This is a genomic window from Phreatobacter sp. (genome assembly GCF_051860605.1).
Taxonomy (GTDB): Bacteria; Pseudomonadota; Alphaproteobacteria; order Rhizobiales; family Phreatobacteraceae; genus Phreatobacter.
On sequence record NZ_JBHYDR010000017.1, the window covers coordinates 1 to 23,551 of the forward strand.

General features: G+C 67.2%; 26 protein-coding genes and 1 pseudogene. 12 read left to right on the plus strand and 15 right to left on the minus strand.

Annotated elements, in window-relative coordinates; genetic code table 11:
• Nucleotides 1-402: pseudogene (locus ACTIFS_RS20985) on the minus strand (transposase); the annotation flags it as partial.
• A 75-nt stretch (nucleotides 403-477) separates the two neighbouring features.
• Between ACTIFS_RS20985 and ACTIFS_RS20990 the strand changes: the two are divergent.
• Nucleotides 478-912, plus strand: a complete 435-nt coding sequence (locus tag ACTIFS_RS20990; protein ID WP_439576075.1) for an FkbM family methyltransferase — start codon at nucleotides 478-480, stop codon at nucleotides 910-912.
• A 115-nt stretch (nucleotides 913-1,027) separates the two neighbouring features.
• Here ACTIFS_RS20990 and ACTIFS_RS20995 read toward each other — a convergent pair whose 3' ends face one another.
• From ACTIFS_RS20995 to ACTIFS_RS21005, 3 genes are all read right to left on the minus strand, one after another.
• A complete protein-coding gene (locus ACTIFS_RS20995; RefSeq protein WP_439576076.1) occupies nucleotides 1,028-1,177 on the minus strand; it encodes a hypothetical protein in 150 nt (49 codons plus the stop codon).
• A 114-nt stretch (nucleotides 1,178-1,291) separates the two neighbouring features.
• Nucleotides 1,292-1,825 (minus strand): hypothetical protein, encoded by a 534-nt coding sequence (locus ACTIFS_RS21000; protein ID WP_439576077.1) that lies wholly within the window; start codon nucleotides 1,823-1,825, stop codon nucleotides 1,292-1,294.
• A 61-nt stretch (nucleotides 1,826-1,886) separates the two neighbouring features.
• Nucleotides 1,887-2,735: an AAA family ATPase gene (locus ACTIFS_RS21005; RefSeq protein ID WP_439576078.1), complete on the minus strand. Its 849-nt coding sequence runs from the start codon at nucleotides 2,733-2,735 to the stop codon at nucleotides 1,887-1,889.
• Nucleotides 2,736-3,009: 274 nt separating this feature from the next.
• Here ACTIFS_RS21005 and ACTIFS_RS21010 point away from each other — a divergent pair, with 274 nt between their 5' ends.
• From ACTIFS_RS21010 to ACTIFS_RS21020, 3 genes are read left to right on the plus strand one after another with little or no spacing between them, the layout of a single operon-like run.
• Nucleotides 3,010-4,365 (plus strand): flagellar hook protein FlgE, encoded by a 1,356-nt coding sequence (locus ACTIFS_RS21010; RefSeq protein WP_439576079.1) that lies wholly within the window; start codon nucleotides 3,010-3,012, stop codon nucleotides 4,363-4,365.
• Nucleotides 4,366-4,400: 35 nt separating this feature from the next.
• Nucleotides 4,401-6,293 (plus strand): flagellar hook-associated protein FlgK, encoded by a 1,893-nt coding sequence (gene flgK, locus ACTIFS_RS21015; protein WP_439576080.1) that lies wholly within the window; start codon nucleotides 4,401-4,403, stop codon nucleotides 6,291-6,293.
• Between the two features lie 9 nt (nucleotides 6,294-6,302).
• On the plus strand, nucleotides 6,303-7,886 hold the full coding sequence (locus ACTIFS_RS21020) for a hypothetical protein (protein ID WP_439576081.1): 1,584 nt from the start codon (nucleotides 6,303-6,305) through the stop codon (nucleotides 7,884-7,886).
• 114 nt (nucleotides 7,887-8,000) lie between these two features.
• Here the strand turns inward: ACTIFS_RS21020 and flaF are convergent, their stop codons facing one another.
• The 3 genes from flaF to ACTIFS_RS21035 form a co-directional block, all read right to left on the minus strand.
• Nucleotides 8,001-8,372: a flagellar biosynthesis regulator FlaF gene (gene flaF / locus ACTIFS_RS21025; protein WP_439576082.1), complete on the minus strand. Its 372-nt coding sequence runs from the start codon at nucleotides 8,370-8,372 to the stop codon at nucleotides 8,001-8,003.
• Nucleotides 8,335-8,748: a flagellar biosynthesis repressor FlbT gene (gene flbT, locus ACTIFS_RS21030; RefSeq protein ID WP_439576083.1), complete on the minus strand. Its 414-nt coding sequence runs from the start codon at nucleotides 8,746-8,748 to the stop codon at nucleotides 8,335-8,337. Before flbT ends, flaF begins: the two co-directional genes overlap by 38 nt.
• A gap of 156 nt (nucleotides 8,749-8,904) precedes the next feature.
• A complete protein-coding gene (locus ACTIFS_RS21035; protein ID WP_439576084.1) occupies nucleotides 8,905-10,128 on the minus strand; it encodes a flagellin N-terminal helical domain-containing protein in 1,224 nt (407 codons plus the stop codon).
• A gap of 338 nt (nucleotides 10,129-10,466) precedes the next feature.
• Here ACTIFS_RS21035 and fumC point away from each other — a divergent pair, with 338 nt between their 5' ends.
• Both fumC and ACTIFS_RS21045 read left to right on the plus strand, forming a co-directional pair.
• On the plus strand, nucleotides 10,467-11,858 hold the full coding sequence (gene fumC, locus ACTIFS_RS21040; protein ID WP_439576085.1) for a class II fumarate hydratase: 1,392 nt from the start codon (nucleotides 10,467-10,469) through the stop codon (nucleotides 11,856-11,858).
• Between the two features lie 102 nt (nucleotides 11,859-11,960).
• The gene (locus ACTIFS_RS21045; protein ID WP_439576086.1) at nucleotides 11,961-12,824 is read left to right on the plus strand and encodes a DMT family transporter; all 864 of its coding nucleotides are present in this window, start codon (nucleotides 11,961-11,963) and stop codon (nucleotides 12,822-12,824) included.
• A gap of 66 nt (nucleotides 12,825-12,890) precedes the next feature.
• On the opposite strand, the gene ACTIFS_RS21050 is transcribed toward ACTIFS_RS21045, so the two are convergent.
• The 4 genes from ACTIFS_RS21050 to ACTIFS_RS21065 all read right to left on the minus strand — a co-directional run bounded on the left by ACTIFS_RS21050 (nucleotide 12,891) and on the right by ACTIFS_RS21065 (nucleotide 15,409).
• Entirely contained in the window at nucleotides 12,891-13,325 is a 435-nt protein-coding gene (locus ACTIFS_RS21050) for a flagellar protein FlaG (protein ID WP_439576087.1), read from the minus strand.
• Between the two features lie 164 nt (nucleotides 13,326-13,489).
• Complete coding sequence (locus tag ACTIFS_RS21055) at nucleotides 13,490-13,969, minus strand: hypothetical protein (RefSeq protein WP_439576088.1); 480 nt, start codon at nucleotides 13,967-13,969, stop codon at nucleotides 13,490-13,492.
• Nucleotides 13,959-14,309: a rod-binding protein gene (locus tag ACTIFS_RS21060; RefSeq protein ID WP_439576089.1), complete on the minus strand. Its 351-nt coding sequence runs from the start codon at nucleotides 14,307-14,309 to the stop codon at nucleotides 13,959-13,961. The genes ACTIFS_RS21055 and ACTIFS_RS21060 overlap by 11 nt, the downstream gene beginning before the upstream one ends.
• A complete protein-coding gene (locus tag ACTIFS_RS21065) occupies nucleotides 14,309-15,409 on the minus strand; it encodes a flagellar basal body P-ring protein FlgI (protein WP_439576090.1) in 1,101 nt (366 codons plus the stop codon). The genes ACTIFS_RS21060 and ACTIFS_RS21065 overlap by 1 nt, the downstream gene beginning before the upstream one ends.
• 239 nt (nucleotides 15,410-15,648) lie before the next feature.
• Between ACTIFS_RS21065 and ACTIFS_RS21070 the strand changes: the two genes are divergently transcribed.
• Nucleotides 15,649-16,083 carry a flagellar assembly protein FliX gene (locus ACTIFS_RS21070; protein WP_439576091.1) on the plus strand — a complete coding sequence of 145 codons (435 nt, stop codon included), beginning with the start codon at nucleotides 15,649-15,651 and terminating at the stop codon, nucleotides 16,081-16,083.
• A 138-nt stretch (nucleotides 16,084-16,221) separates the two neighbouring features.
• A complete protein-coding gene (gene dksA / locus ACTIFS_RS21075) occupies nucleotides 16,222-16,638 on the plus strand; it encodes an RNA polymerase-binding protein DksA (protein ID WP_439576092.1) in 417 nt (138 codons plus the stop codon).
• A 169-nt stretch (nucleotides 16,639-16,807) separates the two neighbouring features.
• Here dksA and flgH read toward each other — a convergent pair whose 3' ends face one another.
• The 4 genes from flgH to flgF are packed head-to-tail and all read right to left on the minus strand — an operon-like array spanning nucleotide 16,808 to nucleotide 20,157.
• Nucleotides 16,808-17,542 carry a flagellar basal body L-ring protein FlgH gene (gene flgH / locus ACTIFS_RS21080; protein ID WP_439576093.1) on the minus strand — a complete coding sequence of 245 codons (735 nt, stop codon included), beginning with the start codon at nucleotides 17,540-17,542 and terminating at the stop codon, nucleotides 16,808-16,810.
• A gap of 55 nt (nucleotides 17,543-17,597) precedes the next feature.
• On the minus strand, nucleotides 17,598-18,599 hold the full coding sequence (gene flgA, locus ACTIFS_RS21085) for a flagellar basal body P-ring formation chaperone FlgA (protein ID WP_439576094.1): 1,002 nt from the start codon (nucleotides 18,597-18,599) through the stop codon (nucleotides 17,598-17,600).
• 7 nt (nucleotides 18,600-18,606) lie between these two features.
• Entirely contained in the window at nucleotides 18,607-19,395 is a 789-nt protein-coding gene (flgG, locus tag ACTIFS_RS21090) for a flagellar basal-body rod protein FlgG (protein WP_439576095.1), read from the minus strand.
• Nucleotides 19,396-19,407: 12 nt separating this feature from the next.
• On the minus strand, nucleotides 19,408-20,157 hold the full coding sequence (flgF, locus tag ACTIFS_RS21095) for a flagellar basal-body rod protein FlgF (RefSeq protein ID WP_439576096.1): 750 nt from the start codon (nucleotides 20,155-20,157) through the stop codon (nucleotides 19,408-19,410).
• A 326-nt stretch (nucleotides 20,158-20,483) separates the two neighbouring features.
• On the opposite strand from flgF, the gene fliL reads away from it, so the two are divergent.
• Genes fliL through ACTIFS_RS21115 form a run of 4 tightly spaced genes read left to right on the plus strand, consistent with a single transcriptional unit; the run spans nucleotide 20,484 to nucleotide 23,437 of the window.
• A complete protein-coding gene (fliL, locus tag ACTIFS_RS21100; protein ID WP_439576097.1) occupies nucleotides 20,484-20,990 on the plus strand; it encodes a flagellar basal body-associated protein FliL in 507 nt (168 codons plus the stop codon).
• 12 nt (nucleotides 20,991-21,002) lie between these two features.
• On the plus strand, nucleotides 21,003-22,157 hold the full coding sequence (gene fliM, locus ACTIFS_RS21105; protein WP_439576098.1) for a flagellar motor switch protein FliM: 1,155 nt from the start codon (nucleotides 21,003-21,005) through the stop codon (nucleotides 22,155-22,157).
• The gene (locus ACTIFS_RS21110) at nucleotides 22,154-22,663 is read left to right on the plus strand and encodes a DUF6468 domain-containing protein (RefSeq protein ID WP_439576099.1); all 510 of its coding nucleotides are present in this window, start codon (nucleotides 22,154-22,156) and stop codon (nucleotides 22,661-22,663) included. Before fliM ends, ACTIFS_RS21110 begins: the two co-directional genes overlap by 4 nt.
• Before the next feature lie 12 nt (nucleotides 22,664-22,675).
• Complete coding sequence (locus ACTIFS_RS21115; protein ID WP_439576100.1) at nucleotides 22,676-23,437, plus strand: MotE family protein; 762 nt, start codon at nucleotides 22,676-22,678, stop codon at nucleotides 23,435-23,437.
• The last annotated feature ends 114 nt before the right edge of the window (nucleotides 23,438-23,551 follow it).

Consider the following 23,551-nt stretch of genomic DNA (forward strand, 5'->3'; position numbering starts at 1 on the left):
ACAGAGCATCGTCCGGACGCGTGCTCGCATAGCGCACGGTCGAGCGGTCGATGTTCAAAGCCTGGCACGCCCGACGCTGGCTCACCCCATGCACCTCGCAGGCATGAGCCACCGCCTTCCGCTTCGCATCGGGCGTCACCATTTTTTTGCGGCGACATCCTTCAGGATCGCGTTGTCCAGCATCTGCTCCGCTAGCAGCTTCTTCAGACGCGCGTTCTCGTCTTCCAGCACCTTGAGACGGCGGGCGTCCGACACGTCCATCCCGCCGAACTTCGCCTTGAACTTGTAGAAGGTCGCAGCCGAGATGCCGTGCTTGCGACAGACCTCCGACGTCTTTGCACCGGCCTCCTGCTCCTTCAGCATCCCGATGATCTGCTCTTCCGTGAACCGCGAGGGTCGCATCGTCCGTCTCCATGGTCGACGGACTCTACCCAAATCTGGAGGAGGTTCAGGGTCTCAGGTCACCAGCCCACCCTGATGGTCCCTGTCTCCACGCTGGACCGTGAGATCGACGAGCCTATCCGGTTTCTGAAGTTGGACGTTCAGGGCGCCGAGCTGGACATCCTCCGGGGTGGGCAGCAGACCCTGGCGAAGGGGGTTGATGTGCTTTTCGTCGAATATGGCGGGGAGCGCGACCTTCTCGACTTGCTGCTCGAGAGGTTCGTCGTCTTCGACCATCGATATCTGCTGATTCCGTTCGTGGACGGGGTCTCGATGTCCGACTGGAGAGAGTTGCAGCCCACCAGACTCTCCACTGGAAGAGCGGCCTTCTGGGGCTGGCCAAACAAGCATGAGAGCGCCCCTGATGCGTTCGTCGAGACATTCGCGAAGCACGGACGCGGCATTGGCATTTCAGTCTATAGCGACCTGGTTTGTATCCGCCCGGACCTCGTCGCCGAATTGCTCGGCTAGTTTCGTCCAGTTGAGGTCGGCCTCTTCCGGCTCACGATGCCAACGGAGGGCGAACTCATTCGGTGGGCCAGACCCATCCGGGATCGATCGGCCGCCTCTTGCCGCGCGGCCCGTCTCAGTCGCCGCCGCCGCCGTCATCGAGCGAGACATCGGCGTTGGAGACCGGCTCGGGAACGCCGTTCTCCCGGCACCAGTGCGCATACCACAGGTAGCCGAGCCAGATGACGGCGAGGACTGCCAGACCGGCGAGAGCGATCATGTCCATGACGCCATCGTCTCAGACAAAGGTTGATACCAGGACAACCGGTTCCCGCAAATTGCCGCGAACTGCCACGACTTTGGAATCCGTCATCCGGCTCGGCCCGCTGATGGACGGCGCTCAGAGCGGTTGCCAGGCGCCCGCCGGCGTCTGGCACAGGCGCTGCTCGTCGAGGGTGGCGACCGCGGGCGCGGAGCCGGGGCGCGCGGCGCCGTCATGGACCTCGATACTGGCCGCCACGGTCCGGCACGGCTGCTCCTGGTGCCGCCCATCGGGATAGACCGACAGGGTGATGTCGCGGCGGCGCCCGCCTGCCGCCGTCCAGTTGGTCTGAAGCCCCCGGCCGCTGGCGGCAGTTGCCTGGACGAAGGTGCGGATCTCCGCGATGTCCTGGTCGCTCAGCGCGAGGAGGGCGCGGCAGGCTTCGCCCGGCTGCTGGCGCGTCACCGTCGCGACCGTGCCGAAGACGAAAAGGCCGCCGGCACCGGCCGATGCGGTCCGGCTGCTGCCAGTCTCGGCGACACGGCAATTCAGGGTCTGTCGCTCGATGGCCCAGGAGGGGCTGGGCGAAGGTACGGGCGGGGTAACCGTCGAGACCGCCGTGCAGCCCACCAGAAGCGCGCAGGCGGCTGCCGCGGCAAGGGGCGCGGTCATCCGTCCGGTGCGGGGCGGTCGATATTCCATCGCCAGACCGTCGCGGTCTGGCGCGCGCCGGTCAACCCCGCCTTGCCAGAAAGGCCAGCCGCTCGAACAGGTGGACGTCCTGCTCGTTCTTCAGGAGGGCGCCGTGTAGCGGCGGGATCATCTTGCGCGGGTCCTTTTCGCGCAGGGTGTCGGCATCGATGTCCTCCACCATCAGCAGCTTTAGCCAGTCCAGCAGCTCGGAGGTGGACGGCTTCTTCTTGAGGCCCGGAACGTCGCGCACCTCGTAGAAGATGCGCAGCGCCTCGGACACCAGCTTCTGCTTGATGCCGGGAAAATGGACGTCGACGATCCGCAGCATCGTCTCCGCGTCGGGGAACTTGATGTAGTGGAAGAAGCAGCGGCGCAGAAAGGCGTCGGGAAGCTCCTTCTCGTTGTTGGAGGTGATGACGACGATCGGGCGCTGCACGGCCTTGATCGTCTCGCCGGTCTCGTAGACGAAGAACTCCATGCGATCGAGTTCCTGCAGCAGGTCGTTGGGAAACTCGATGTCGGCCTTGTCGATCTCGTCGATCAGCAGGACGGGCCGGTTGTCGGCCGTGAAGGCCTCCCACAGCTTGCCGCGCTTGATGTAGTTGGCAATGGATTTGACGCGCTCGTCGCCGAGCTGGCTGTCGCGCAGGCGCGAGACCGCGTCATATTCGTAGAGCCCCTGCTGCGCCTTGGTGGTCGACTTGACGTGCCATTCGATCAGCGGCGCGCCGATCGCCTTGGCCACCTCGATGGCCAGAACCGTCTTGCCGGTGCCCGGCTCGCCCTTCACCAGCAGCGGGCGCTCCAGCGTGATGGCGGCGTTGACCGCGACCTTCAGGTCATCGGTTGCCACATAGCCGCTGGTTCCCTCGAAACGCCCGGACGCCATGGATGATCCATCTCGTTCACGCGGCGGACCCCTGCCCGCCGACCGGCCGGCAGGGTAGGGGCGGGCAGGCGGCACGGCAACACCCGGCAGAATCTGCCGATCGGCACAGGCTCCCGCCACCGCAGCGGCACATAAACCACTCGTTAACCACGGAAATCGCTGCGCTTTCTGGCTTTTCCCGCCGGCCTGCCGCTGGCACGGGCCATGCAGAAGCAGGACCGACCGCGTTGCCTTCGCATCGCAGACCGGCCTGTCGGGCCTTTGGGGGATCGGAATGGGTATCTTCGGTGCCATGAACACGGCGGTGAGCGGACTGGCCGCTCAGGCCTATGCCCTGGAGAACATCTCGGGGAACATCGCGAACTCGCAGACCACCGCCTTCAAGCGGATCGAGACGAGCTTTGTCGACCTCATCCCCGATTCCGGGCCGCGGCGCGAACTGTCCGGTTCGGTGACCGGCCAGTCGCGCGCCACCAACACGCTGCAGGGCCAGATCCAGTCCACCGCCATCACCACCAATCTGGCGGTGAACGGCGACGGCTATTTCATCGTCCAGCAGCCGGTGGGGCGGAGCGACGGCGGGCCGGTCTTCACGACGAGCAACAATTACACGCGTCGCGGCGACTTCGGGGTGGATGCCAACGGCTACATGGTCAACGGCGCCGGCTACTACCTCTACGGCCTGCCGCTGGACCGCACGACAGGCAATGCGATCGGCTCCTCGCCCTCGGCGATCCGCGTCAGCAACGACGTGATCCCGGCGCGGGCCACCGACACCATCAACTATCGCGCCAGCCTGCCCACCGTGCCGCAGACCTCGATGTATTCGGCCGGAACGCCGGGCAGCGAACTGATGGCGGCCGGCCTGATCGGCCAGGCGACGATTGGCCCCGGCGACGCAGCAACCTTCGTGTCGACCTCGATCGCCGGCGGCTCGCGAACCGCCTATGACGCGCTCGGCAACGAGATCAACGTGCAGCTTCGCTGGGCGAAGACCGCCAATGCCGCCGCCGGACCGCCTGCGGTGGAGGACACCTGGAGCCTCTACTACCAGTCCAATTCCGGCTCCGGAACCGAGGAATGGTCGCGCGTCGGTGGCGATTTCACCTTCGACGGAGCCGGCCAGCTGTCCGCCCCGACCACCAACCCGACCATCACGGGCCTGGCGGTCAACGGACGGGCCGTCGGCGACGTGACCCTCAACCTCGGCAATAGCGGCCTCAGCCAGTATGCCCGGACCGACGGAACCGTGCAGATCACCGAGATCGGCCAGAACGGCTACGCCGTCGGCGAACTGATGAACGTCATCATCACCGATGCCGGCCGCATTCGCGGCAACTACTCCAACGGCCAGTCGGTCGATCTCTTCCAGATCCCGCTCGTTTCCTTCAACGGCGACAACATGCTGAAGCGCATGGATGGCGGCGCCTTTGCGGAGACGGCCGAATCCGGTCCGCCGGTCATGGGCGCCAGCGGCCGCATCCTGTCGCAGAGCCTGGAGGGGTCGAATGTCGACATCTCCGAGGAGTTCACCAAGCTGATCATCACCCAGCAGGCCTATGCGGCCAACACGCGCATCGTCACCACGTCCAACTCGATGCTGCAGGAAACGATCAACATGATCCGGTGATCCGGGTCATGGCTGGTTTCGGGAGTTAGGGGCATATGGCTCTCACAAGCGCCCTCAACAATGCGCTGGCCGGTCTGCGGTTCACCTCCGTGGCGACCGCGCTGACCAGCGCCAACATCTCCAATGCCCCGAATCCGTCCTACACGCGCAAGAGCATCAACCCCGTCCAGCTCTTCGCAGGCGATCAGGTCTCGGGCATCGCGGTCGGCGCGATCACGCGCGAATACGATGCCTTCGTGCAGCGCCAGCTGGTGGCCGAAATCTCCAATGCCGGCTATGCCTCCACGCGCGCGCAGTTCCTCTCGCGGCTCGACCAGATGTTCGGGGCGCCGGGTTCGGCGCGCGCGCTCGACACGGTGCTGAACGACCTGTCCGGGTCCTTCCAGACGCTGCAGACATCGCCTGAGAGCCAGACCGCGCGCGCGGGCGTGATCAATTCGGCGACCGTAGTCGCCCAGACCCTGCGCAGCCTGTCCTCGTCCGTCCAGTCGATGCGCGTGGACGCCGAGAAGGGCCTTGCCGATGCGACCACCCGGCTCAACGCGCTGCTCAAGGACCTGACGGACGTCAACGGCCGGCTGACGACGGCCTTCGACGACCAGTCGCGCGTCGGCCTCCTGGACCAACGCGACCACCTCGTCGCGCAGATCAGCGAATATGTCGAAGTCCGCACCGTCTATGACAACAACGGCACGGTGCAGCTCTACGCCGGCAACGGCTTCGTTCTGCTCTCCAACAACCGGCCCGTGCTGGATTTCGACGCCCGCGACATCATCGGCCCGACCAACCTGTACGATGTCGACCCCACCAGGCGCACGGTCGGCACCATCACGGCCTCGACCGCATCCGGCGATGTCGACCTGATCGCCGCCGGCGTCTTCAAGTCGGGCAAGATCGCGGCCCTCATCGAACTGCGCGATTCCTCGCTGGTCGCGGCCCAGGAGCAGCTTGACCAGATCGCGGCCAGCCTCGCGCAGGCCTTCGGCACGTCGTCCAATTCGGAAGCCGTGACTGTTGCCGGACCGGGGCCGACCACCGGCTTCGACATGAATCTCGGCGCCGGCCTGCTCGACGGCGACAGCCTCACGGTGACCCTCACCGCCAATGGCGTGACCCAGAAGTTCACCTTCAAGCGGGTGGATGACCCCGGCGTCGCTGTGACCGACGACCTGACGGCGGATCCGGACGACACGGTCATCCGCCTGACCGGCAGTTCGGCCGCCGGCTATGCCGCGCAGATGCAGGCGGCCATCGACACCTGGGCCGCCGGCGCGGGCGCGCCAGCCGGCGCATTCTCGGTCGCCGATACCGGCGGCTCGCTCAGGCTGCTGGCCGATCCGGCCGTGGTCGGCGGAGCAAGGGTCGACCGCGGTGCGGCCCATCCCTCTGCGCAGGCCCTCGACAGCGGCACGCCCGCACTGCCCTTCTTCGTCGATGCCGGCCTGAGCAACGGAGTCTTCTCCGACCGGGTCACGGTGAACGGCTCGCAGTTCACAGGCTTTGCCGCACGCATCGACATCAACGGAGCCCTGAAGGCGGATGCCAGCTCGCTGGTGAAGATGATGTCCAGCACGCTGGAGTCCGATCCGACGCGCCCGACCTTCTTCACCGCGGCCCTGGCCGATGCCGCGCGCTATTTCGTTCCGGCCGGCGGGCTGGGCTCGGCGGCCAATCCCTTCCAGGGCTCGCTGCTGTCCTATTCGCGGGCGGTGATCATCCACCAGACCAACGCCGCACAGACAGCGGCCCAGCTTGCCGAAGGGCAGGCGGCGGTCGTCACCCAGCTCCAGGCCCGGTTCGACAGCCTGGCAGCCGTCAACATCGACCAGGAAATGACCATGCTTATCCAGCTCCAGACGACCTATGGGGCGAATGCGCGGGTCATGAGCGCGGTGCGCGAGATGTTCGACATGCTCAGGCAGATGTGAGGACGCGTCATGGCCATTCGCACTGCGGGGATCCTGAACGGCTTTGGCGCCGGCGACTTCGTCACCATGAAGGAGCGTCTGGCCGACCTGCAGCGCCAGCTCGGCTCCGGCAAGAAATCCGAGACCTACGGCGGGCTTGGCGCCGACCGGGGCTTTTCGCTCGCCTTCCGGTCGTCCCTGACCCAGATCAACGCCTGGCAGCAGAACATCTCCGTTGTCGCGACCCGCATCAACATCATCGAGACGTCGCTGACCGGCATTCACGGCATGACGTCCTCGGTGAAGACCGCGCTGCAGCCGAACGATTTCACGCTGTCATCGGGCCGCACCTACGGGCAGATCTCGGCCGCCGACGGCCTGAACGCCGTGGTCTCGATGCTCAACGCCAATGATGGCAGCCGCTATGTCTTCGGCGGCCGCAAGACCGCCACGCCGCCCGTTGTCGATCCGCTCCTGTTCATGAACGGAGAAGGGGCCAAGGACGGCTTCAAGACGGTTCTGCTGGAGCGCATGCAGGCCGATCTCGGCGCCACAGGCGCCAGCCCGGAGCAGAATCCGGCCGCCTCCGGCCGGGTGTCGCTGTCCGGTGCCGCAAGCGATCCCGTCATCCTGGCGGAGGACGGGGTGCATGCCTTCGGTCTCAAGGTCGGCACGGTGACGGGCGCCATTGACGGGGTTGCGGCAACGGTAACCCCCGGGCCGCCCGCCTCGGTGTCGCTGGCAAGCGCGGCTGGCAATGCCATGCCGGGCCAAAGCCTGTCGCTCAGCTTCACGCTGCCGGATGGCTCGACCGAGTTGCTCACGCTGCAGGCGGTCGCGGCCGATGCCGAGAACCTGACGCCCGAACAGTTCCGGGTCGGCGCGAACGCGGCCGAGTCCCTCGAAAACCTCCGGACCAACCTGGCCGGCCAGCTGGACGGCATGGTCCGCACCAAGCTGGCCGCCGCCTCTGCCGTCAAGGCGGGAGAGGATTTCTTCAGAGGAGAAACCAGCCCCGTCGCGCTCGCCGGCCCGCCGGCGGTCGAATATGGCGCGCCGCTGCGGCTGGTTCCGGGCCTGTCCGGAACCATGTCCGATGCCGTGGCCTATGACAGCCTGGCCAATGCCGATGCGCGAACCATGCGCTGGTATCAGGGCGACAGGACAACATCCCCGCCACGGACGACCGCAACGGCCGAGATCGACAGCGCGCAGAGCGTCTCCTATGGCGCGCGGGCCAGCGAGGATGCGCTGCGCAGCACCGTCCAGTATCTGGCCGTCGCCTCGGCGATCACCTTCTCGTCTGCCGATCCGCACGGGCTGGCCCGCTATCAGGCCCTGACGCCGCGCGTGTCGGGCGGATTGAGCATGGAGGACAGCGCTCAGTCGGTGCAGTCGATCCTGATCGAGATCTCCGCCGCAAGCACGGCCGCCAACTCCGCCAAGACCCGGCATGGCGACAGCTATTCGATGCTGCAGAACCTGCTCGGCGATATCGAGGACGTCGATCCGAACGAGATCGCCGTGTTCATGCTGGCGATGAAGACCAGCCTCGAGGCGAGCTACCAGACGACCTCGATGCTCTCGCAGCTGAGCCTGCTCAAATACATCTGACCGGTCGCTTCGGGACAGTCGGGCCAGCCGGTCTGTCAACGCTCCGGAACAGGCCCGGCGAGGGCGCGCGTGCGCGCTCCGCGAGACCGGTTGCCGGCGTGCTGCCCGGATGGTTCAGCCGCGCCCGGCGAGGCCGGCGGCGATGTTCGAATTGATCGAGACGAGGATGCCAAGCTTCTCGGGCTTGGGATCGATCTCGATGTCGAGCGTGCGCTGGAAGATGAAAATACCGAGATTGGCGATGTTGTTCTTGATCGCCAGCGGCAGCTGATTCTCCGGCCTTGTCGCCGAAGTGGTCAGGATCGTCCAGAGCTTGCGGTTGTAGGTCAGCGCCGGACCAAGTTCCGCCGACCTGGCGGGCCACTGGTCCTTGACCGATTGCAGCTTGGCAGCCGCCTTCAGAAGCAGGCTTGCCTCGAGGTCCCGGGGACTGGCCGTAGCCGTGACTTTAGCTGTCGACGCGTACGCCGCTGCTCCGTGATGCATGACCCAGCAGAGTCCCTTCGTACTCGATCAGGCCCTTCGTGGCCTTCAGAGCCTTGTAAAGGGAACCGGTTAAAATGTGCTTGTTGATCTCGTCGATAAATCCAAGTGTCGAGGGGGCAGCCTTCACCACGTCGTTGACGAGGTCGAAATAGATCTTGTGATGCTGGACGGGATCCCGCGACAGGTACATGAGCTGGACCAGCAGATAAATCTTCTTGCAGGGCGTGTCGGCGGCATCCACCGTCATCACGTCCTTCTCGCGCAGGATCGGCGCCTCGCCCTCGATGGTCAGGCGCGTGCGCTGGTCGTCGTTGACGATGACGCTGTCACCCAGGATGAACCGTTCGCCTGGCTTCAGTTCAACCTTGAGCGCCATCAAGCCTCTCCCGCGATTCGCTCGCCGGCAAAGACTAGCAGAAAGCCGGGCGATCCGTGCAGGATGGTCGCGATACGCCGTGCGCAGGCTGCGGCTGCTCCAAACGGCAACGGCGGACCAGAGGCCCGCCGCCCGTCCTGCCAATGCGGCGATCGGTCAGCCACCGAACAGGCGCAGGACGCTCTGGTCGGCCTGGTTGGCGAGCGAGAGGGCCTGGGTGGACAACTGCTGGCGGGTCTGCAGGGCCAGCATGTTGGCGCCTTCCTCGTTCATGTCGGCGAGCACCAGGTTGTCGGCGCCGGTCTTCAGCGTGTTCGCCATTTCCTGGGTGAATTTCTGACGGATCTGCACCAGGGCAAGGTTGGAACCGAAGGCGCTGGACTGCGAGCGGAGCTTGGCCATGGCGCCCGACAGGTCGGCCAGCGCGGCGTTGATGTCGCGATCCGTCTGGAACTGGTTCATCTGGTCGCGGATCGCCAGATCCTCCTCGACCATGAAGCGCACGCCGGTGATGGTCAGCGACGAGGTCTGGCGCTCGTTGAACATCGCCTGGAGGGTGTCGGCCGCCAGCAGGTTGACGCCGTTGAAGCCGGAATCCTTGGCCAACTGGTCGATCTGGCGCCGAAGCTCTGAAAACTGCGCGGAAATGTTGGAGCGCGTGACGTTCATCTCGCCGACCGGCTTGGCCCGGTCAGCGAGGGGGAATCCCATGTCGGTGAGGGCCGTGCCGGCATTCGAGGACGAGATGGTCAGCGGCTGCGTGCCGGTCGCCTCGATGACGAGGCGCCCGTCGGGGGAGAGCAGGGCACGGGCATCGGCGCCGGACGTGCCGCCGATGGTCACGCCCGTGCCCGTAGCGGCCGTCTCCGCGGTGTTGTTGTTGATCGCATCGACCAGGTCGCCGACGGTCGAGCCGGCAGCAATCGTCAGCGTGGTCTGGCGGCCGGTGCCGGTATTGACCGTGATCGTCTCGCCGACCGCATAGCCGAGCGCGGACAGGTTGGTCAGGGTGGTCAGCGCGCTGAGGCCGCCGCCGATCGTCGGCAGCAGGCCGGCAAGGCGGGCGGTGGTTGCGGCCGAACCCTGCGCCTGGCGGGCCAGCGCCTGGGCGTTCTCCACGACTCGGACGATGGAGCGGATGCCGTTGTCGGCGGCTTCCAGGGTCTTGATCGCGCTACCGATGCCGTCGAGCAGGTTGGTGATGTCGGTCGCGCGCGAATTGAGCATCGCCGCGGAGAAGAAGTTACCCGGATTGTCGAGGGCGGTATTGACCTTCTTGCCGGTCGACAGGCGGTACTGCGTGCGGTCCCGCAGGTCGGCGGTGCTCATCAGCGAGAGCAGATTGCCCCGTATGCCTTTTGAAAGGACGATATCGCTCATTGTGTGTCCCCGGCGACGCTCCACGGGACACGAATCCCCCGAAGCCTCTTCATCCCCGGCAATCTGGCCCGTTAACCCTAACCAATGGTTAATTTCCGTCCCGGGCCTGAAATCGCTTTGCAAGATAATGGCTTAGGGCGGGAAGTGTGGCGCGGCCGACACGGCAGAAGTTAACCGGCAGGAATTGCCGGGTGCCGCGCGCGGCAGGGCCGGTTCGCTCTGGCCGCGTTTGCGGGACGTCCCGTTCGGGGCTATGGCCGGTGCCTTCGAGACCGCGCGGGGCGGGCCCGCGACGTCGATGCGCGGTCGCGGCGGCAGCGCGCGAGAAGGGGATTTCCATGACCGGCACCCGCACCGAAACCGACACGTTCGGCGCCATCGAGGTCGCCCGCGACCGCTACTGGGGCGCGCAAGCCGAGCGCTCGCTCGGCAATTTCCGGATCGGCTGGGAAAAGCAGCCGCTGCCCATCGTGCGGGCGCTTGGCATCGTCAAGCGGGCGGCTGCCGAGACCAACATGGCGCTCGGCCGGCTCGACCCGGCGATCGGCGCGGCCATCGTGAAGGCGGCCGACGAGGTGATCGGTGGGCTGCTCGACGACCATTTCCCGCTGGTGGTCTGGCAGACCGGTTCCGGCACCCAGTCCAACATGAACGCCAACGAGGTGATCTCGAACCGCGCGATCGAGATGCTGGGCGGTGAACAGGGCTCGAAGAAGCCGGTCCACCCGAACGACCACGTCAACATGAGCCAGTCGTCGAACGATACCTATCCGACAGCCATGCATGTCGCTTGCGCCGAGGAGATCCACCACCGCCTGCTGCCCGCGCTGCGCAAGCTTCACGGAGCGCTCGACGACAAGGCGAAAGCCTGGGCCGACATCGTCAAGATCGGCCGCACCCATACCCAGGACGCGACGCCGCTGACGCTCGGCCAGGAGTTCTCCGGCTATGCGCAGCAGGTGGCGAACGGGGTCCGGCGCATCGAGCAGACCCTGCCAGGGCTGATGGAACTGGCGCAGGGCGGCACCGCCGTCGGAACCGGGCTGAACGCCCCCGTCGGCTTTGCGGAGAGGGTCGCGGAGAGGATCGCGGCCATTACCGGCCTGGCCTTTACCTCAGCGCCCAACAAGTTCGAGGCGCTGGCGGCCCATGATGCCATGGTCTTCGCCCACGGCGCGATCAACACGGTCGCGGCCTCGCTGTTCAAGATCGCCAACGACATCCGCTTCCTGGGGTCCGGCCCGCGATCGGGCCTCGGCGAATTGTCCCTGCCGGAAAACGAGCCGGGCTCGTCGATCATGCCCGGCAAGGTCAACCCGACCCAGTGCGAGGCGCTGACGCAGGTCTGCGTGCAGATCTTCGGCAATCACGCGGCCATCACCTTCGCTGGCAGCCAGGGCCATTTCGAATTGAACGTGTTCAATCCGGTGATGGCCTACAACTTCCTGCAGTCGGTCCGGCTGATGGCCGATGCCGCGGTCTCGTTCACCGACAATTGCGTCGTCGGCATCGCGCCGCGCGAGGACAATATCCGCGCCGGCGTCGAGCGCTCGCTGATGCTGGTGACCGCGCTTGCCCCGACGATCGGCTACGACAATGCCGCCAGGATCGCCAAGACCGCGCACCGGAACGGCACGACGCTGCGCGAGGAGGCGCTCAAGACCGGGCTTGTGAGCGCGCAGGATTACGACGCGCTGGTCGATCCGCGGAAGATGATCGCGCCCGGCTAGGCGCGGCCGGAAGGGACCGAGCCGCTTGCCGGGGCCTCTGCACATGCCAGATGCGCGGCATTTTTGGTTGCGGTGGCCCGGTGCCGATGGCTAGGCGTTGGCATGGCCCCGCGCGATTTCGCCCTGCTGATGCTCGTCTGCCTGATCTGGGCGACGAACTTCATCGTGACGAAGCTGGTGCTCGCCGATCTCGACGTGCCGCCGCTGGCCTTCTCGGCCCTGCGCTTTCTGCTGGTGTTCCTGGTCGCGGTGCCATGGTTGCTGCCCTGGCCGCGCCCGCGCTGGCGCATCGTGCTGGTCGGGCTGCTGATGGGGGCGGGCGGCTTCGGGCTCGTCTCGGTCGGCCTCATGACCGCGACGCCGTCGAGCGCGGCGGTGGTGGTGCAGCTCGGCGTCCCGATCACCGCCCTGATGTCGGTCTTCATGCTGGCCGAGCGGATCGGGCTGCGCCGCGGCCTCGGCATTGCCATCGCCTTCGCGGGGGCGATCACGGTGATGTACGACCCCGGCGGCTTTGCCGTCTCGGTCGGCCTGCTCTTCGTGCTGGGCAGCGCGCTGGCCTCCTCCTTCGGCATGGTGATGATGAAGAAGACCACCAATGTCGAGCCGTTGCAGTTCCAGGCCTGGGTGGGGATTGCCTCCTGCCTGCCGCTGGCGCTCGCCTCGATCGGACTGGAGACGAACCAGGTCGAGCGGATGGTCGCGGGGGGCTGGCCGTTCCTGCTCGCGCTGGTCTATTCGGCGGTGGCGGTTTCGCTGATCGGCCACAGCCTGTTCTTCCGGCTGGTGCAGAGCTACGAGGCGAACCTTATTTCCACGCTCACCCTGATGTGCCCGCTGATGGCCATCGGCATGGGCGTCGCCATCACCGGCGACCACTTCGATCTGCGGATGGCGCTGGGAACGCTGGTGGTGCTCGTCGGTGTCGCGCTGATCCTCAAGCCGGCGCAGAGGCGCGCCGCCTGAACGACGAAAGCCGCCCTTGCGGGGCGGTGCGGGCTGGCGGGTCCGTAGCGGCCGGAGCCGTCCGGATCAGGCGACCTTGTCGAGCCGGCCAGCCTCCCCGGAACCGGCATCCTGCCGTTCCATCTCGCGCGCATAGGCCTTCAGCTTGAGGATCATCTCGTCCGGGAACTGGCGCACGACCTCACCCGTGACCTTGTCGACGGTCCGGTAAACCAGCGTGTCCGCGTTCTCGTCGCGCTCGATCCGCCGCTGGAGCGATTCCCGCACCATGTCGGCCATGCGCTCGATGCGCGCCCGGCGTTCGGCCTGGGCGCGTTCATCGCGTGCCGCTGAATCCCCTGTCCGGCGGTCGCCAGCGGCGGCCGCCGCACTCGCGGCAAGGGGTTGCTCCACGCGCTGAACGCGGGGAAGCTCGGTGCGTACCGCCTCGCGATACGAGACCGTTTCCGGCCGCCCGAATTGACCCGTTCCGACGGCCGGTCGTGGGGACTGAACGTCCATGACCGGTACTCCCTGCGGGGGGGATCTCGTGATCCCTTTTCTCCCTCATGCCGGAGATTACCGCCGATGTTCTAAGGTGACGTTAGGGGACATGGTAAATGTGGCAGTGCAACAATGCCAAGAATACGAATCAAATCCTCAGCATCGCGTGAAGCAATGCAAGATCAGAGCTGCCGCGAAATCGCCACGGGTGCTGCCGCGCGCGCCGGCGGCGCATTGGTCCGGCCATTGGCGCCATAGGTTGCGGGCGCCCGCTTGCTCTGAATGGCGGTCGAGACCGAGCGGATGACGCCCTCGCTGACGGCATGGGCGGTAGCGAGGATCGCGAGATTGTATTCGAGGGCCTTCTGAAGCGCCTCGTTGCTCCGCATCAGGCCGTCGATCCTGGCTCCCGCGGCCCGGCGGATATAGGCGCCATTGGCCTTCAGCCGGGCGAGGTCGGCCAGATACAGCTGACTGAGCTCCGCCTTCCGCCGCTCCAGCGGACGGGCCTCGGTCAGCTTCACCGCGCGGACGAGGGCGCTTTCCTCAGCGAGGAGCCGGGTCAGGTCCGCCATGGTGCCGGCAAGACGGTCGATCAGTTCGGCCGCTTCGGCGGGCGTTGAAACGGCGAGGGGCGGGCGCGGTGTCGGTTCAGGGCGCATAGGCGGGCCTCTGCAGCGCGTTCGGCAGGCGGCGCGGGGCTGCCTCCTGCGCCGAGATGAGTTCGCGATAGATATGGCCGGTCATGCCGAGCCCGCCCTGAGAGGTGACCGACTTGGCATATTCGTCAACCAGCATGCCCCGCCAGGCCTCGCTCTGTTTGCCGCCGAGCGGCGAGTTGTCGCCGATGCCGGTGAACATCTGGCCGAGCATGGTGTTGAGGAAGACCTGCTCGAAATCCTGCGCCTGGCGCCAGGCGCGCTGCTCGCGCGAGCCGGCGACGCGGGCGGCCGCCGGCGTCTGGTTGGTGATGGTGAGCGGGACGGGGGTCTGCGAGCGCATCAGAGCACCTCGATCTCGGCCTGGAGCGCGCCGGCCGCCTTGATCGCCTGCAGGATGGCGATGAGGTCGCGCGGCCCGAGCCCCAGCGCATTGAGGCCATCGACCAGTTCCTGCAGCGACACGCTCTCGCGCACCAGGGCGAAACGCTTGCCATCCTCGGTCGCCTGGATCTGCGTCTGCGGCGTGACCACGGTCTGTCCGCCGGCCAGCGGATTGGGCTGGGTGACCTGCGGCCGCTCGGAAATCGAGACGGTGAGGTTGCCCTGCGCGACGGCGACGGTCGAGACGCGCACATCCTTGCCCATGACGATGATGCCGGAGGCCTCGTCGATCACCACCTTGGCGACGTGGTCGGGCTGCACGCGCAACTGCTCGATCTCGGTGAGCAGCGAGACGATGTTGCCCTCGAAGCGCGGCGGCACCTTGACGTGGATGGTGCCCGGATCGGTGGATTCGGCGGTCGGAGCGCCGATGAAGTCGTTGATCGCCTGGGCGATGCGGCGGGCCGTGGTGAGATCGGGGTTGCGTAGCGCCAGCTTGATCGAGGCCATGCGGTTGATCGAGAAGGCCACTTCGCGCTCGACGATGGCGCCGTTGGCGATGCGGCCGACCGTCGGAACGCCGCGGGTGATGCTGGCGGCCGCGCCCTGCGCCTGGAAGCCGGCAATCGCGACCGCGCCCTGGCCCACCGCATAGACCTCGCCGTCTGCGCCGACCAGCGGCGTGACCAACAGTTCGCCGCCCTGAAGCGAGCGGGCATCGCCCATGGCGGAGACTTTCACGTCGATGCGGGTGCCCTGCGTGGAAAACGGCGGCAGGTTGGCGGTGACCATGACCGCAGCAACATTGGCCGTGCGCAGGTTCATGCCACGGGTGTTGACCCCGAGCCGCTCCATCATCGACTGGATGGACTGGCGGGTGAACGGCGAGTTGTTCAGCGTGTCGCCCGTGCCGTTGAGGCCGACGACAAGTCCGTAGCCGATGAGCTGGTTCTCGCGGATGCCCTCGACATCGACGAGATCCTTGATGCGGGACGTCGTGGCGAAAGCCGGGAAAGCCAGCGCCAGGCAGACCAGAGCAAGGGCGATGCGGGTGACCATTCAGGCAGCCTCGTCAGTTGTCATCCCTGCACGTAGCAGGAGCCGTGCCATGCAGGCCGATTTGCAAGCATCTGATATTGCGATGAAAAAATCGCGCGCCCGGCATCCGGCAGCCGGCCGGCGATGCCGCCCGGCAAATCCTGCCGGGCATTAACGGCGCCTTAACCATGACGGCGCTCTCTTAACCTCTGCGAAAGACGCCTTGCCACAGTGTGAATGCGCCGTTCCGGAGGAGGACCATGCGGATCACGACCACGCCGCCCCTCGGCGCCGTTCCGACAGCGCAGCCCGTTCAGCGGGCTGAGCGTGCGCGCAATGCGTTCGAACTTCCCGGCCAGCCCCGCACCGAGGATGCGAAGCCGTCCGTTGCCCGCGCGCCGGCGGGCACGGCGGGCCTCGAGACCCTGCTGGCGGTCCAGGGCATGCAGCCCGACGATCGCCGGGACCGTCGCCGGCGTGCCCTCCAGCGCGGCCGGGCCTCGCTGGATCTGCTCGACGAACTCAAGCTGGCGCTGATCGCCGGCGAGCCGGTTCCCGTCGTCCTGCTGCGCCTGCGCGGGCTCACGGCATCGGGCCTGGAGGCCACCGGCGAGGACGGGCTCGACGGCGTGCTCGCCGAAATCGACCTCAGGGCGCAGGTGGAACTGGCCAAGCGCGCGGTGCAGCAGGGCTGACGCCGGCTTCCGGCTCGTCAGCCGGCCTCCGTCAATGACGCTCCGGTGACCCGGTTTCAGGTTGTCTGGCCGGGGGCCGGGTGCTATGAGCGCGCCGAAACCCGGGTGCGAGCCCGTGATTCATCGAGGGGTTCCTGTATGCCATTGGAGTTGGAAGAGGATTACCGCCCGAGCGAATCGGAATCGTTCATGAACGAGCGGCAGCGCGAGTACTTCCGGAAGAAGCTTCAGGCCTGGAAGGAGGACATCCTCCGCGAGGCCCGCGAGACCCTGCAGAACCTGCAGGACGAGAACCAGAACCATCCCGATATCGCCGACCGCGCATCGTCCGAAACCGACCGGGCGATCGAACTCAGGGCCCGCGACCGCCAGCGCAAGCTGATCGCCAAGATCGACGCTGCGATCGCCCGCATCGACGACGGCTCCTACGGCTATTGCGAGGAGACCGGCGAGCCGATCTCGCTGAAGCGGCTGGAGGCGAGGCCCATCGCAACCCTGTCGCTGGAGGCGCAGGAGCGCCATGAGCGCCGCGAGCGGGTCTATCGCGACGAGTGACGGTTGCCGCCATTGCCGAGATGCCGACAGGCCGCCTTCGGGCGGCCTGTCGTTTTTCCAGTGGATGAAACGGCCGAACGCCGCCCGTGTGGGAGAGCACGGGCGGCGTCGGTCTGCCGTGACGCCTGGGGAGCGGGACGGCTGTGGAGCTGGGAACTGACGGGTGGCCCTACCAGGGCAGCAGGACGTCCATCACCTGCTGGCCGTAGCGCGGCTGCTGGACATCGGTGATCTGGCCGCGGCCGCCATAGCCGATGCGCGCCTGGGCGATCTTGGCCGAATCGATGGTGTTGTCGCTTTCGATATCCTCGGGCCGGACGATGCCGGCGACGACCAGTTCGCGAACCTCGAAGTTGACGCGGATTTCCTGCTTGCCCTCCAGAACCAGATTGCCGTTGGGCAGGATCTGCATCACCACGGCCGCCACGTTCGTAACCAGTTGCTCGGAGCGCTGGGTCTGGCCGCGGCCCTCGTTGCCGGACTGGCCGTTGAGCGTCATCAGGTTGGCGGGGTCGATGCCCCGCGCCCTTGCCGCGTTCTCGAGACCGAACAGGTTGGGCGCGCCGAAGGCCTCGGTGTTGTTGCGGGAGCGGGTGGTGGTGTTCTGGACGTTGGCCTGGTCGGTGATCTTCACCTTGATGGTGAGGATGTCGCCCACCCTCTGGGCGCGCTGGTCGCGGAAGAAAGCCCGCGAGCCGTTGCGCCACAGCGAGTTTGGATTGTGCGAGACCGGCTGCGGCTCGGGCATTGGCATCGAGACCGGCCGGTAGCCCGGCTGGGTCTGGGGATTGTTGATCGCCGACAGGCTCGGTGCCCGGCCGATATTGCGGAGCCGGTCGGGCGCGCCGCAGGCGGTGGTCGTCAGGGCGGCGGCGACGATGAGGGCGATACGGGCGGGACGCATGGGATGTCCTGAAGGTCGACCGGAAAGGGCAGGGCGGGGGAGGGTCGGATTGCGGTCAGGGTGTGGGTGCGGACCGGACGAGGGCGACCGGCCGTGCCTGGCGGATGATGGAGACGCGGCCGGAGCCGATGACCTTGGCCTGCAGCGTGCGCTGGGTCTGCAGGTTCTGGACCTGGATGACGTCGCCTTCGGCGCCAGCCTCCAGGGCCCGGCCCCGCAGCGAGAGCATCATGCCCGGCGTCTCGAAGGTGATGAGGACGGCGCTGTTGCGCTCGACCAGTTCGGGCTTCATCAGATCGGCCGTGCGGAACGGCCGGTCGATGGGCAGGGGCCGGCGGGCGGCAAGGCCTGCCGCCTGGGGCAGCGACATGACGGTGTCCGCGGTCAGGCCGTGCGTCTCGTGGCGGGCGCGGCGCTCGACCGTCAGGTCGCTCGCCTTCAGCACCTCGCCCCTATTGATCATGCGGGCCGGCACGACGACGTCGATCAGTTCATGGGCATGGCCGGTCAGGACGAACCCGCCAGCGCGCGCTGAGCGGTCGGATCCGGGCACGGCGAGCACGATCTCGAACCGGCCGGTGCGGGCATCGTGGTCGAGGCGCACCACGATGGCCGTGCCGCGTGCGTCCGGCTCCACCGCGATGGGGCGCACGCCCGCCTCGAAGGCCACGCGGATACGGGATGTATCGGTGACGCCCAGCGAGAGGGCGACGGCGCCTGCGACCTTCTCCTCCATGTCGGCGAGCGGGATGATGCGGGCGGCGCGCGTCACCACCACCTCGGCCTGGCTGTCGGCAGCCACATCGGCGAGGCCGGCGCGCCGGGCCGCATCGACGATCTGCCAGGCCGGGACGGTGCCTGTATGGCCAAGGTCTGGGGCCCGGAACAGCGCGACATCGGCAAACCGGCCGGCATGTTCCACGAAGTCGCCGAGCCGGACGATATCGGCCGCGACGCTGACATGGGGCCGCAGGCGCGGTGCCGGCTCGGCAGCCGCCGCGGGAGCGAGGCCCGCAACGAGGGCCGCGATCAGGGCGAGGGAGCGGACGCGCCTCATGACGGCCTCACCGCATCATCTGGGCGGTGGACTGCAGCATCTGGTCGGCCGCCGAGATGATGCGCGCATTCATCTCGTAGGCGCGCTGGGCCGCGATCAGGTCGGAGATTTCCGAAACCGCGGTCACGTTCGACTGTTCCAGATGCTTCTGCAGCAGTGAGCCGAGGCCCTCCGAGCCCGGCGTGGCGTTCTGGGCCTGGCCGGAGGCTGCGGTCTCCAGGTAGAGGTTGTCGCCCATCGATTCCAGGCCCGCCTTGTTGACGAACCGGGCGAGCTGGATGTTGCCGACCGTCTGCGGCGCGGTCTGGTTCGGCACCGTGACCTGGACGACGCCGGCTGCCGAGATGGTGACGGAGCGGGCATTGTTCGGAACCGTGATGGCCGGGTCGAGCTGGTAGCCGTCGACGGTCACGACCTGGCCTTCGGCATTGAGCTCGAACGAGCCGTCGCGGGTAAAGGCGGTGCGGCCGTCGGGCAGCTGGATCCGGAAGAAGCCCTCGCCGCGGATGGCGAGGTCATAGTCGCGCTCGGTCGGCAGGACGTTGCCCTGGCTCATGACGCGGGCGGTTGCAGCCGGCTTGACGCCCGAGCCGACGGCAAGGCCGACCGGCAGGAGATTGCCCTGCTGGGAATTCTGCGTGCCAGCCCGGCGCAGGTTCTCGTAGATCATGTCCTGGAACTCGGCCCGCTGGCGCTTGAAGCCGGTGGTGCGCATGTTGGCGATGTTGTTGGAGATCACCTCGACGGTGAGCTCCTGGGCCTTCATGCCGGTGGCGGCGGTGTGCAGCGCGCGCATGGTTCATCCTCCTCAGGCTGAGGCGTTGCCGAGCGAGCGGATCGCTTCGCGGCGCAGCTGGTCGTGGCGTTCCATGCTCGTGGCGAGCGACTGATAGGCGCGCGTCACCTCGATCATGCGGGACAGGGCAAGAACCGGCTCGACATTGGACTTCTCGATGAAGCCCTGCCGCACGTCGCGGGCCTCGGCGGGCCGGGCCGCAACGCCCTGCGCCATCCGGAACAGGTTGTCGCCGGCCTTCTCGAAGGCGCCGGCGCCATCGGCCGTCACGATGCGCAGGCGGCCACGCAGGCCGCCGGAGGCCGCCACCGAGCCATCGCGGCCGACGGTGATGCCGATATCGTTCTGCTCGAAGGCGATGGGGCCGCCCTCGCCGAGCACGAGGTGGCCCTGCTTGGTGACGAGCTGGCCCTGGGCATTGATCTCGAAAGACCCGTTGCGCGTGTAGCGCTCGCCCTCGGGTGTCTGGACGACGAAGAAGCCGCGGCCGCCAATGGCCATGTCCAGCGAATTGCCGGTCTGCTGCATCGCGCCCTGGGCCATGTTTGGCACGGTGGCGCGGTCCCAGACGAAGGACAGGCGGCGATCGGCGCCGCGCTGGAACGAGTCCTCGCGGGCGACCGGCATCATGTATTCCTGGAACAGCAGGTTGTCCTGCTTGAACCCGGTGGTGTTCAGGTTCGCCAGGTTGTTGGCAATGACGTCGAGCTCCCGCTGCAGGGCGACCTGCCGCGAAAGACCGACGAGACCAATGTTCTCCATCGGACCGGTCCCAGATTGTCCAGCATCCGCTTCCGCCTCTCCCAAGGCCTCGGCTTCAACCGGGTGCTCCCCAGCTTGAGGTCCCCGAACGTTCTCCCAAACAGTCCGGCGACTTCAGGTCCCGAACTGGCACGCGCCGTGCCAACTGGGTGATCCTCGAAATATCAAGGGGTTAGCGTGATGGAGCCATGTCCTGTACCCGGCAGGAAGCGCCGGCAGGGCGCGGACGGCCCGGCAAATCTTGCCGGCTGTTTACCGAAATAAACGCGCCGTTAACCATTTGGGCCGCAACGTCCGGCCCAGCGAGACTCATCAGGTTCCGGACCATGGCCAAGGCCCCGAAAAAGCCCGAAGCGGACGGCGACGCAGAAGACGGCCCCGAAGCCGTTGCCGGTGGCGGCAAGAAGAAGCTCATCATGATCGCCGGGGCGGCAGTGGCCGTGCTGGCGCTTGGCGGCGGCGGCTGGTTCTTCCTGCTCAAGCCCAAGCCGGTGGCGCAGAACACCCAGCAGGTCGAGCCGCCCAAGCCCGTCGCTTTCGTCGACCTGCCGGACATGACGGTGAACCTGTCGGTCGGCCAGGACCGGCCGCAATATCTGCGGGTGCGCGTGGCGCTGGAGGTGACCGACCAGAAGGTTGCCGACCAGATCAAGCCGATCATGCCGCGCGTCGTCGATGCCTTCCAGCTCTACCTGCGCGAGATGCGCCCGTCGGACATCGAGGGCTCGGCCGGCATCTTCCGCCTGCGCGACGAACTGACACGCAGGGTCAACACCGCCGTCCACCCGGCACGGGTGAATGCGGTGCTGTTCCGCGAAATCGTGGTGCAGTGAGGGCCTGACCGCATGTCCGACATCGACCAGGACGCCCTTGCCGCCGAATGGGGCATGGCCCTCGAGGAGCAGGGCGCGGCCGACGCCGCCGGGGGCGGTGGCTGGGACACTGTCGGCGAGGACGGTGTGTCCCATGCGACGATCGGTGCCAAGGGCGGCGCCGAACGTATCCTCAACCAGGAGGAGATCGACAATCTCCTCGGCTTCTCCATCGAGGACCTGGCGCTCACCGACAATGGCGGCATCCGCGCGATCATCGATTCAGCGATGGTTGCCTACGAGCGCCTGCCGATGCTCGACATCGTGTTCGACCGCCTCGTGCGGCTGCTCACGACATCCCTGCGCAATTTCACTTCCGACAATGTCGAGGTCTCGCTCGACCGCATTCACGCGGTGCGCTTCGCCGATTACCTGAACTCCATCCCGCTGCCGGCCATCCTGTCGATCTTCAAGGCCGAGGAATGGGACAATTTCGGCATCGCGACCGTCGATTCGAGCCTCATCTACTCGATCATCGACGTGCTGCTCGGCGGGCGCCGCGGTGTCACCGCCATCCGCGTCGAGGGCCGGCCCTACACCACCATCGAAATGGGGCTGGTCAAGCGCATGGTCGAGGTGATCCTCGCCGATGCCGAGGCTGCCTTCCGCCCGATCTCGCCGGTCAATTTCAGGATCGACCGGCTGGAGACCAATCCACGCTTTGCCGCCATCTCGCGGCCGAACAATGCCGCGATCCTGGTGCGCTTCCGCATCGACATGGAGGAGCGCGGCGGCTCCATCGAGATGCTGCTGCCCTATGCGACGCTGGAGCCGATCCGCGATCGCCTGATGCAGACCTTCGTCGGCGAGAAGCTTGGCCGCGACCCGGTCTGGGAGGGGCACCTGGCCACCGAGATCTTCCAGGCGCGCACGCAGGTCGAGGCGGTGCTCTACGAGAGCCGCTATCCGCTGCGGCAACTGATGAACCTGAAGGTCGGCGACACGCTGATGCTCGACATGAAGCCCGATGCGATGGTCAAGGTGCGCTGCGGCGACCATATCCTGACCGAGGGGCGCATGGGCCGTGTCGGCGACAAGGTGGCCGTCAGGGTGCAGCGGCCGTTGCGCCGCGGCCGCACCTCGCTGGCACAGTTCGAGCAGGTTTCCTCGGGGGGGCATGAAGCATGATGTCCGGATTCACGGTCTCGCTTGCGATCGAACTGCTTGTTGCGGTTCTTCTTGCGGCAACCATCGGCTACTGCGTGCGACTCAACCGGCGCCTGATCCGCCTGAAGGCGGATGACCAGGCGCTGAAGGCGACCATTGCCGAACTGATCACCGCGACCGAAATCGCGGAGCGCGCCATCCAGGGTCTGAAGGTCACCGTGCGCGAATGCGACGGCACGCTGGGCGAGCGCCTGCGGACCGCCGAGCGCTTCCTTGGAGACATCGAGCGCGAGGTCAAGGCCGGCCAGACGGTGGTCGACCGGATTTCCCGGATCACCGAGGCGGCTCGCTCGCGCCCCGCGGCGCCGGCGGTCGTGGCGCCCCCGGTCGCACCGGTGGTTCCCGTCACGGTGGCGGCAAAGCCCGCGTCGGCGGCATCCGCCATGCCGGACCCGGGCCCGAACGCCGCCTCGACGCTGGCGGCGGCCAGTGCATTCGCCGCCCGCGTGTCATCGCGCGCGGCCTGAGGGAGAACCGGAATGCGGGACCTGCGCCTTCTCCCCATCGTCATGGTGGCTGCCGGCGGGCTCCTGTTCCTGAAGGCCATCGGCCTGATCAGCGGCGACATGCTGCCGGCCGGTCCCCGAACGGTCCATGCACAGCAGGCGATGATCCCCGGCCCGGAGCGGCCGGACGAACTTCTGACCACCGGCGCCGTGCCGGCCGCGGCCCAGCCGCCTGCCGCCGCGCAGCGTCCCCCGGCCACAGGCCGGCAGGCCAGTGCGCCGACGCCGCTGGGCAATCAACCGCCGGCGGCCGCCGTTTCACCGGCGGAGCGGGCCATTCTGGAGCGGTTGCAGGAGCGCCGGCAGGACCTCGAGCGCCGCCAGCGCGAGCTCGACATGCGCGAGAACCTGCTCAGGGCAACCGAGCGCAGGCTCGAGCAGCGCGCCACCGAACTGCGCGAACTGGAAACCCGCATCACCGCCATCGAGCAGCGCCGCGACGAGGCCGAGCAGGCGCGTTTCCGTGGCGTGGTGAGCATGTACGAGAGCATGCGGCCGCGCGATGCGGCGCGCATCTTCGACACGCTCGACATGCCGGTGCTGACGGAAGTGGCGCGCGCCATGCGTCCGGCCAAGCTTGCCGACGTCATCGCCCAGATGCAGGCGGAACCGGCCAAGCGCCTGACCATCGAGCTTGCCCGCCGGCCGGGCCAGCAGGTGGCGGCAGGGGCCCAGTCTCCGCGATCCGTCTCGCCGGACCAGTTGCCGAAGATCGAGGGCCGGCCGACCCGGTGACGGGTGGCCTTTTCCCGCGCCCGCCCCGCCGGAGACGGCATTCCGGCCTGACGAAACCCCCCGTTAATCACGCGCCGCCATGATGGCGCCGATCTGGTGGCATGGAGCGGCCGG

Coding starts and splice junctions, on each gene's coding strand:
- ACTIFS_RS21070 (WP_439576091.1), top strand. CDS start 15,649: ATGCGGATCACGACCACGCCGCCCCTCGGCGCCGTTCCGACAGCGCAG.
- flgA (WP_439576094.1), bottom strand. CDS start 18,599: ATGAGGCGCGTCCGCTCCCTCGCCCTGATCGCGGCCCTCGTTGCGGGC.
- ACTIFS_RS20990 (WP_439576075.1), top strand. CDS start 478: ATGGTCCCTGTCTCCACGCTGGACCGTGAGATCGACGAGCCTATCCGG.
- fliL (WP_439576097.1), top strand. CDS start 20,484: ATGGCCAAGGCCCCGAAAAAGCCCGAAGCGGACGGCGACGCAGAAGAC.
- flbT (WP_439576083.1), bottom strand. CDS start 8,748: ATGGCGCTCAAGGTTGAACTGAAGCCAGGCGAACGGTTCATCCTGGGT.
- fumC (WP_439576085.1), top strand. CDS start 10,467: ATGACCGGCACCCGCACCGAAACCGACACGTTCGGCGCCATCGAGGTC.
- flaF (WP_439576082.1), bottom strand. CDS start 8,372: ATGCATCACGGAGCAGCGGCGTACGCGTCGACAGCTAAAGTCACGGCT.
- ACTIFS_RS21010 (WP_439576079.1), top strand. CDS start 3,010: ATGGGTATCTTCGGTGCCATGAACACGGCGGTGAGCGGACTGGCCGCT.
- flgK (WP_439576080.1), top strand. CDS start 4,401: ATGGCTCTCACAAGCGCCCTCAACAATGCGCTGGCCGGTCTGCGGTTC.
- ACTIFS_RS21035 (WP_439576084.1), bottom strand. CDS start 10,128: ATGAGCGATATCGTCCTTTCAAAAGGCATACGGGGCAATCTGCTCTCG.
- ACTIFS_RS21055 (WP_439576088.1), bottom strand. CDS start 13,969: ATGCGCCCTGAACCGACACCGCGCCCGCCCCTCGCCGTTTCAACGCCC.
- ACTIFS_RS21050 (WP_439576087.1), bottom strand. CDS start 13,325: ATGGACGTTCAGTCCCCACGACCGGCCGTCGGAACGGGTCAATTCGGG.
- flgH (WP_439576093.1), bottom strand. CDS start 17,542: ATGCGTCCCGCCCGTATCGCCCTCATCGTCGCCGCCGCCCTGACGACC.
- ACTIFS_RS21060 (WP_439576089.1), bottom strand. CDS start 14,309: ATGCGCTCGCAGACCCCCGTCCCGCTCACCATCACCAACCAGACGCCG.
- ACTIFS_RS21045 (WP_439576086.1), top strand. CDS start 11,961: ATGGCCCCGCGCGATTTCGCCCTGCTGATGCTCGTCTGCCTGATCTGG.
- ACTIFS_RS21020 (WP_439576081.1), top strand. CDS start 6,303: ATGGCCATTCGCACTGCGGGGATCCTGAACGGCTTTGGCGCCGGCGAC.
- flgG (WP_439576095.1), bottom strand. CDS start 19,395: ATGCGCGCGCTGCACACCGCCGCCACCGGCATGAAGGCCCAGGAGCTC.
- ACTIFS_RS21000 (WP_439576077.1), bottom strand. CDS start 1,825: ATGACCGCGCCCCTTGCCGCGGCAGCCGCCTGCGCGCTTCTGGTGGGC.
- dksA (WP_439576092.1), top strand. CDS start 16,222: ATGCCATTGGAGTTGGAAGAGGATTACCGCCCGAGCGAATCGGAATCG.
- ACTIFS_RS21005 (WP_439576078.1), bottom strand. CDS start 2,735: ATGGCGTCCGGGCGTTTCGAGGGAACCAGCGGCTATGTGGCAACCGAT.
- ACTIFS_RS20995 (WP_439576076.1), bottom strand. CDS start 1,177: ATGGACATGATCGCTCTCGCCGGTCTGGCAGTCCTCGCCGTCATCTGG.
- flgF (WP_439576096.1), bottom strand. CDS start 20,157: ATGGAGAACATTGGTCTCGTCGGTCTTTCGCGGCAGGTCGCCCTGCAG.
- ACTIFS_RS21110 (WP_439576099.1), top strand. CDS start 22,154: ATGATGTCCGGATTCACGGTCTCGCTTGCGATCGAACTGCTTGTTGCG.
- ACTIFS_RS21115 (WP_439576100.1), top strand. CDS start 22,676: ATGCGGGACCTGCGCCTTCTCCCCATCGTCATGGTGGCTGCCGGCGGG.
- fliM (WP_439576098.1), top strand. CDS start 21,003: ATGTCCGACATCGACCAGGACGCCCTTGCCGCCGAATGGGGCATGGCC.
- ACTIFS_RS21065 (WP_439576090.1), bottom strand. CDS start 15,409: ATGGTCACCCGCATCGCCCTTGCTCTGGTCTGCCTGGCGCTGGCTTTC.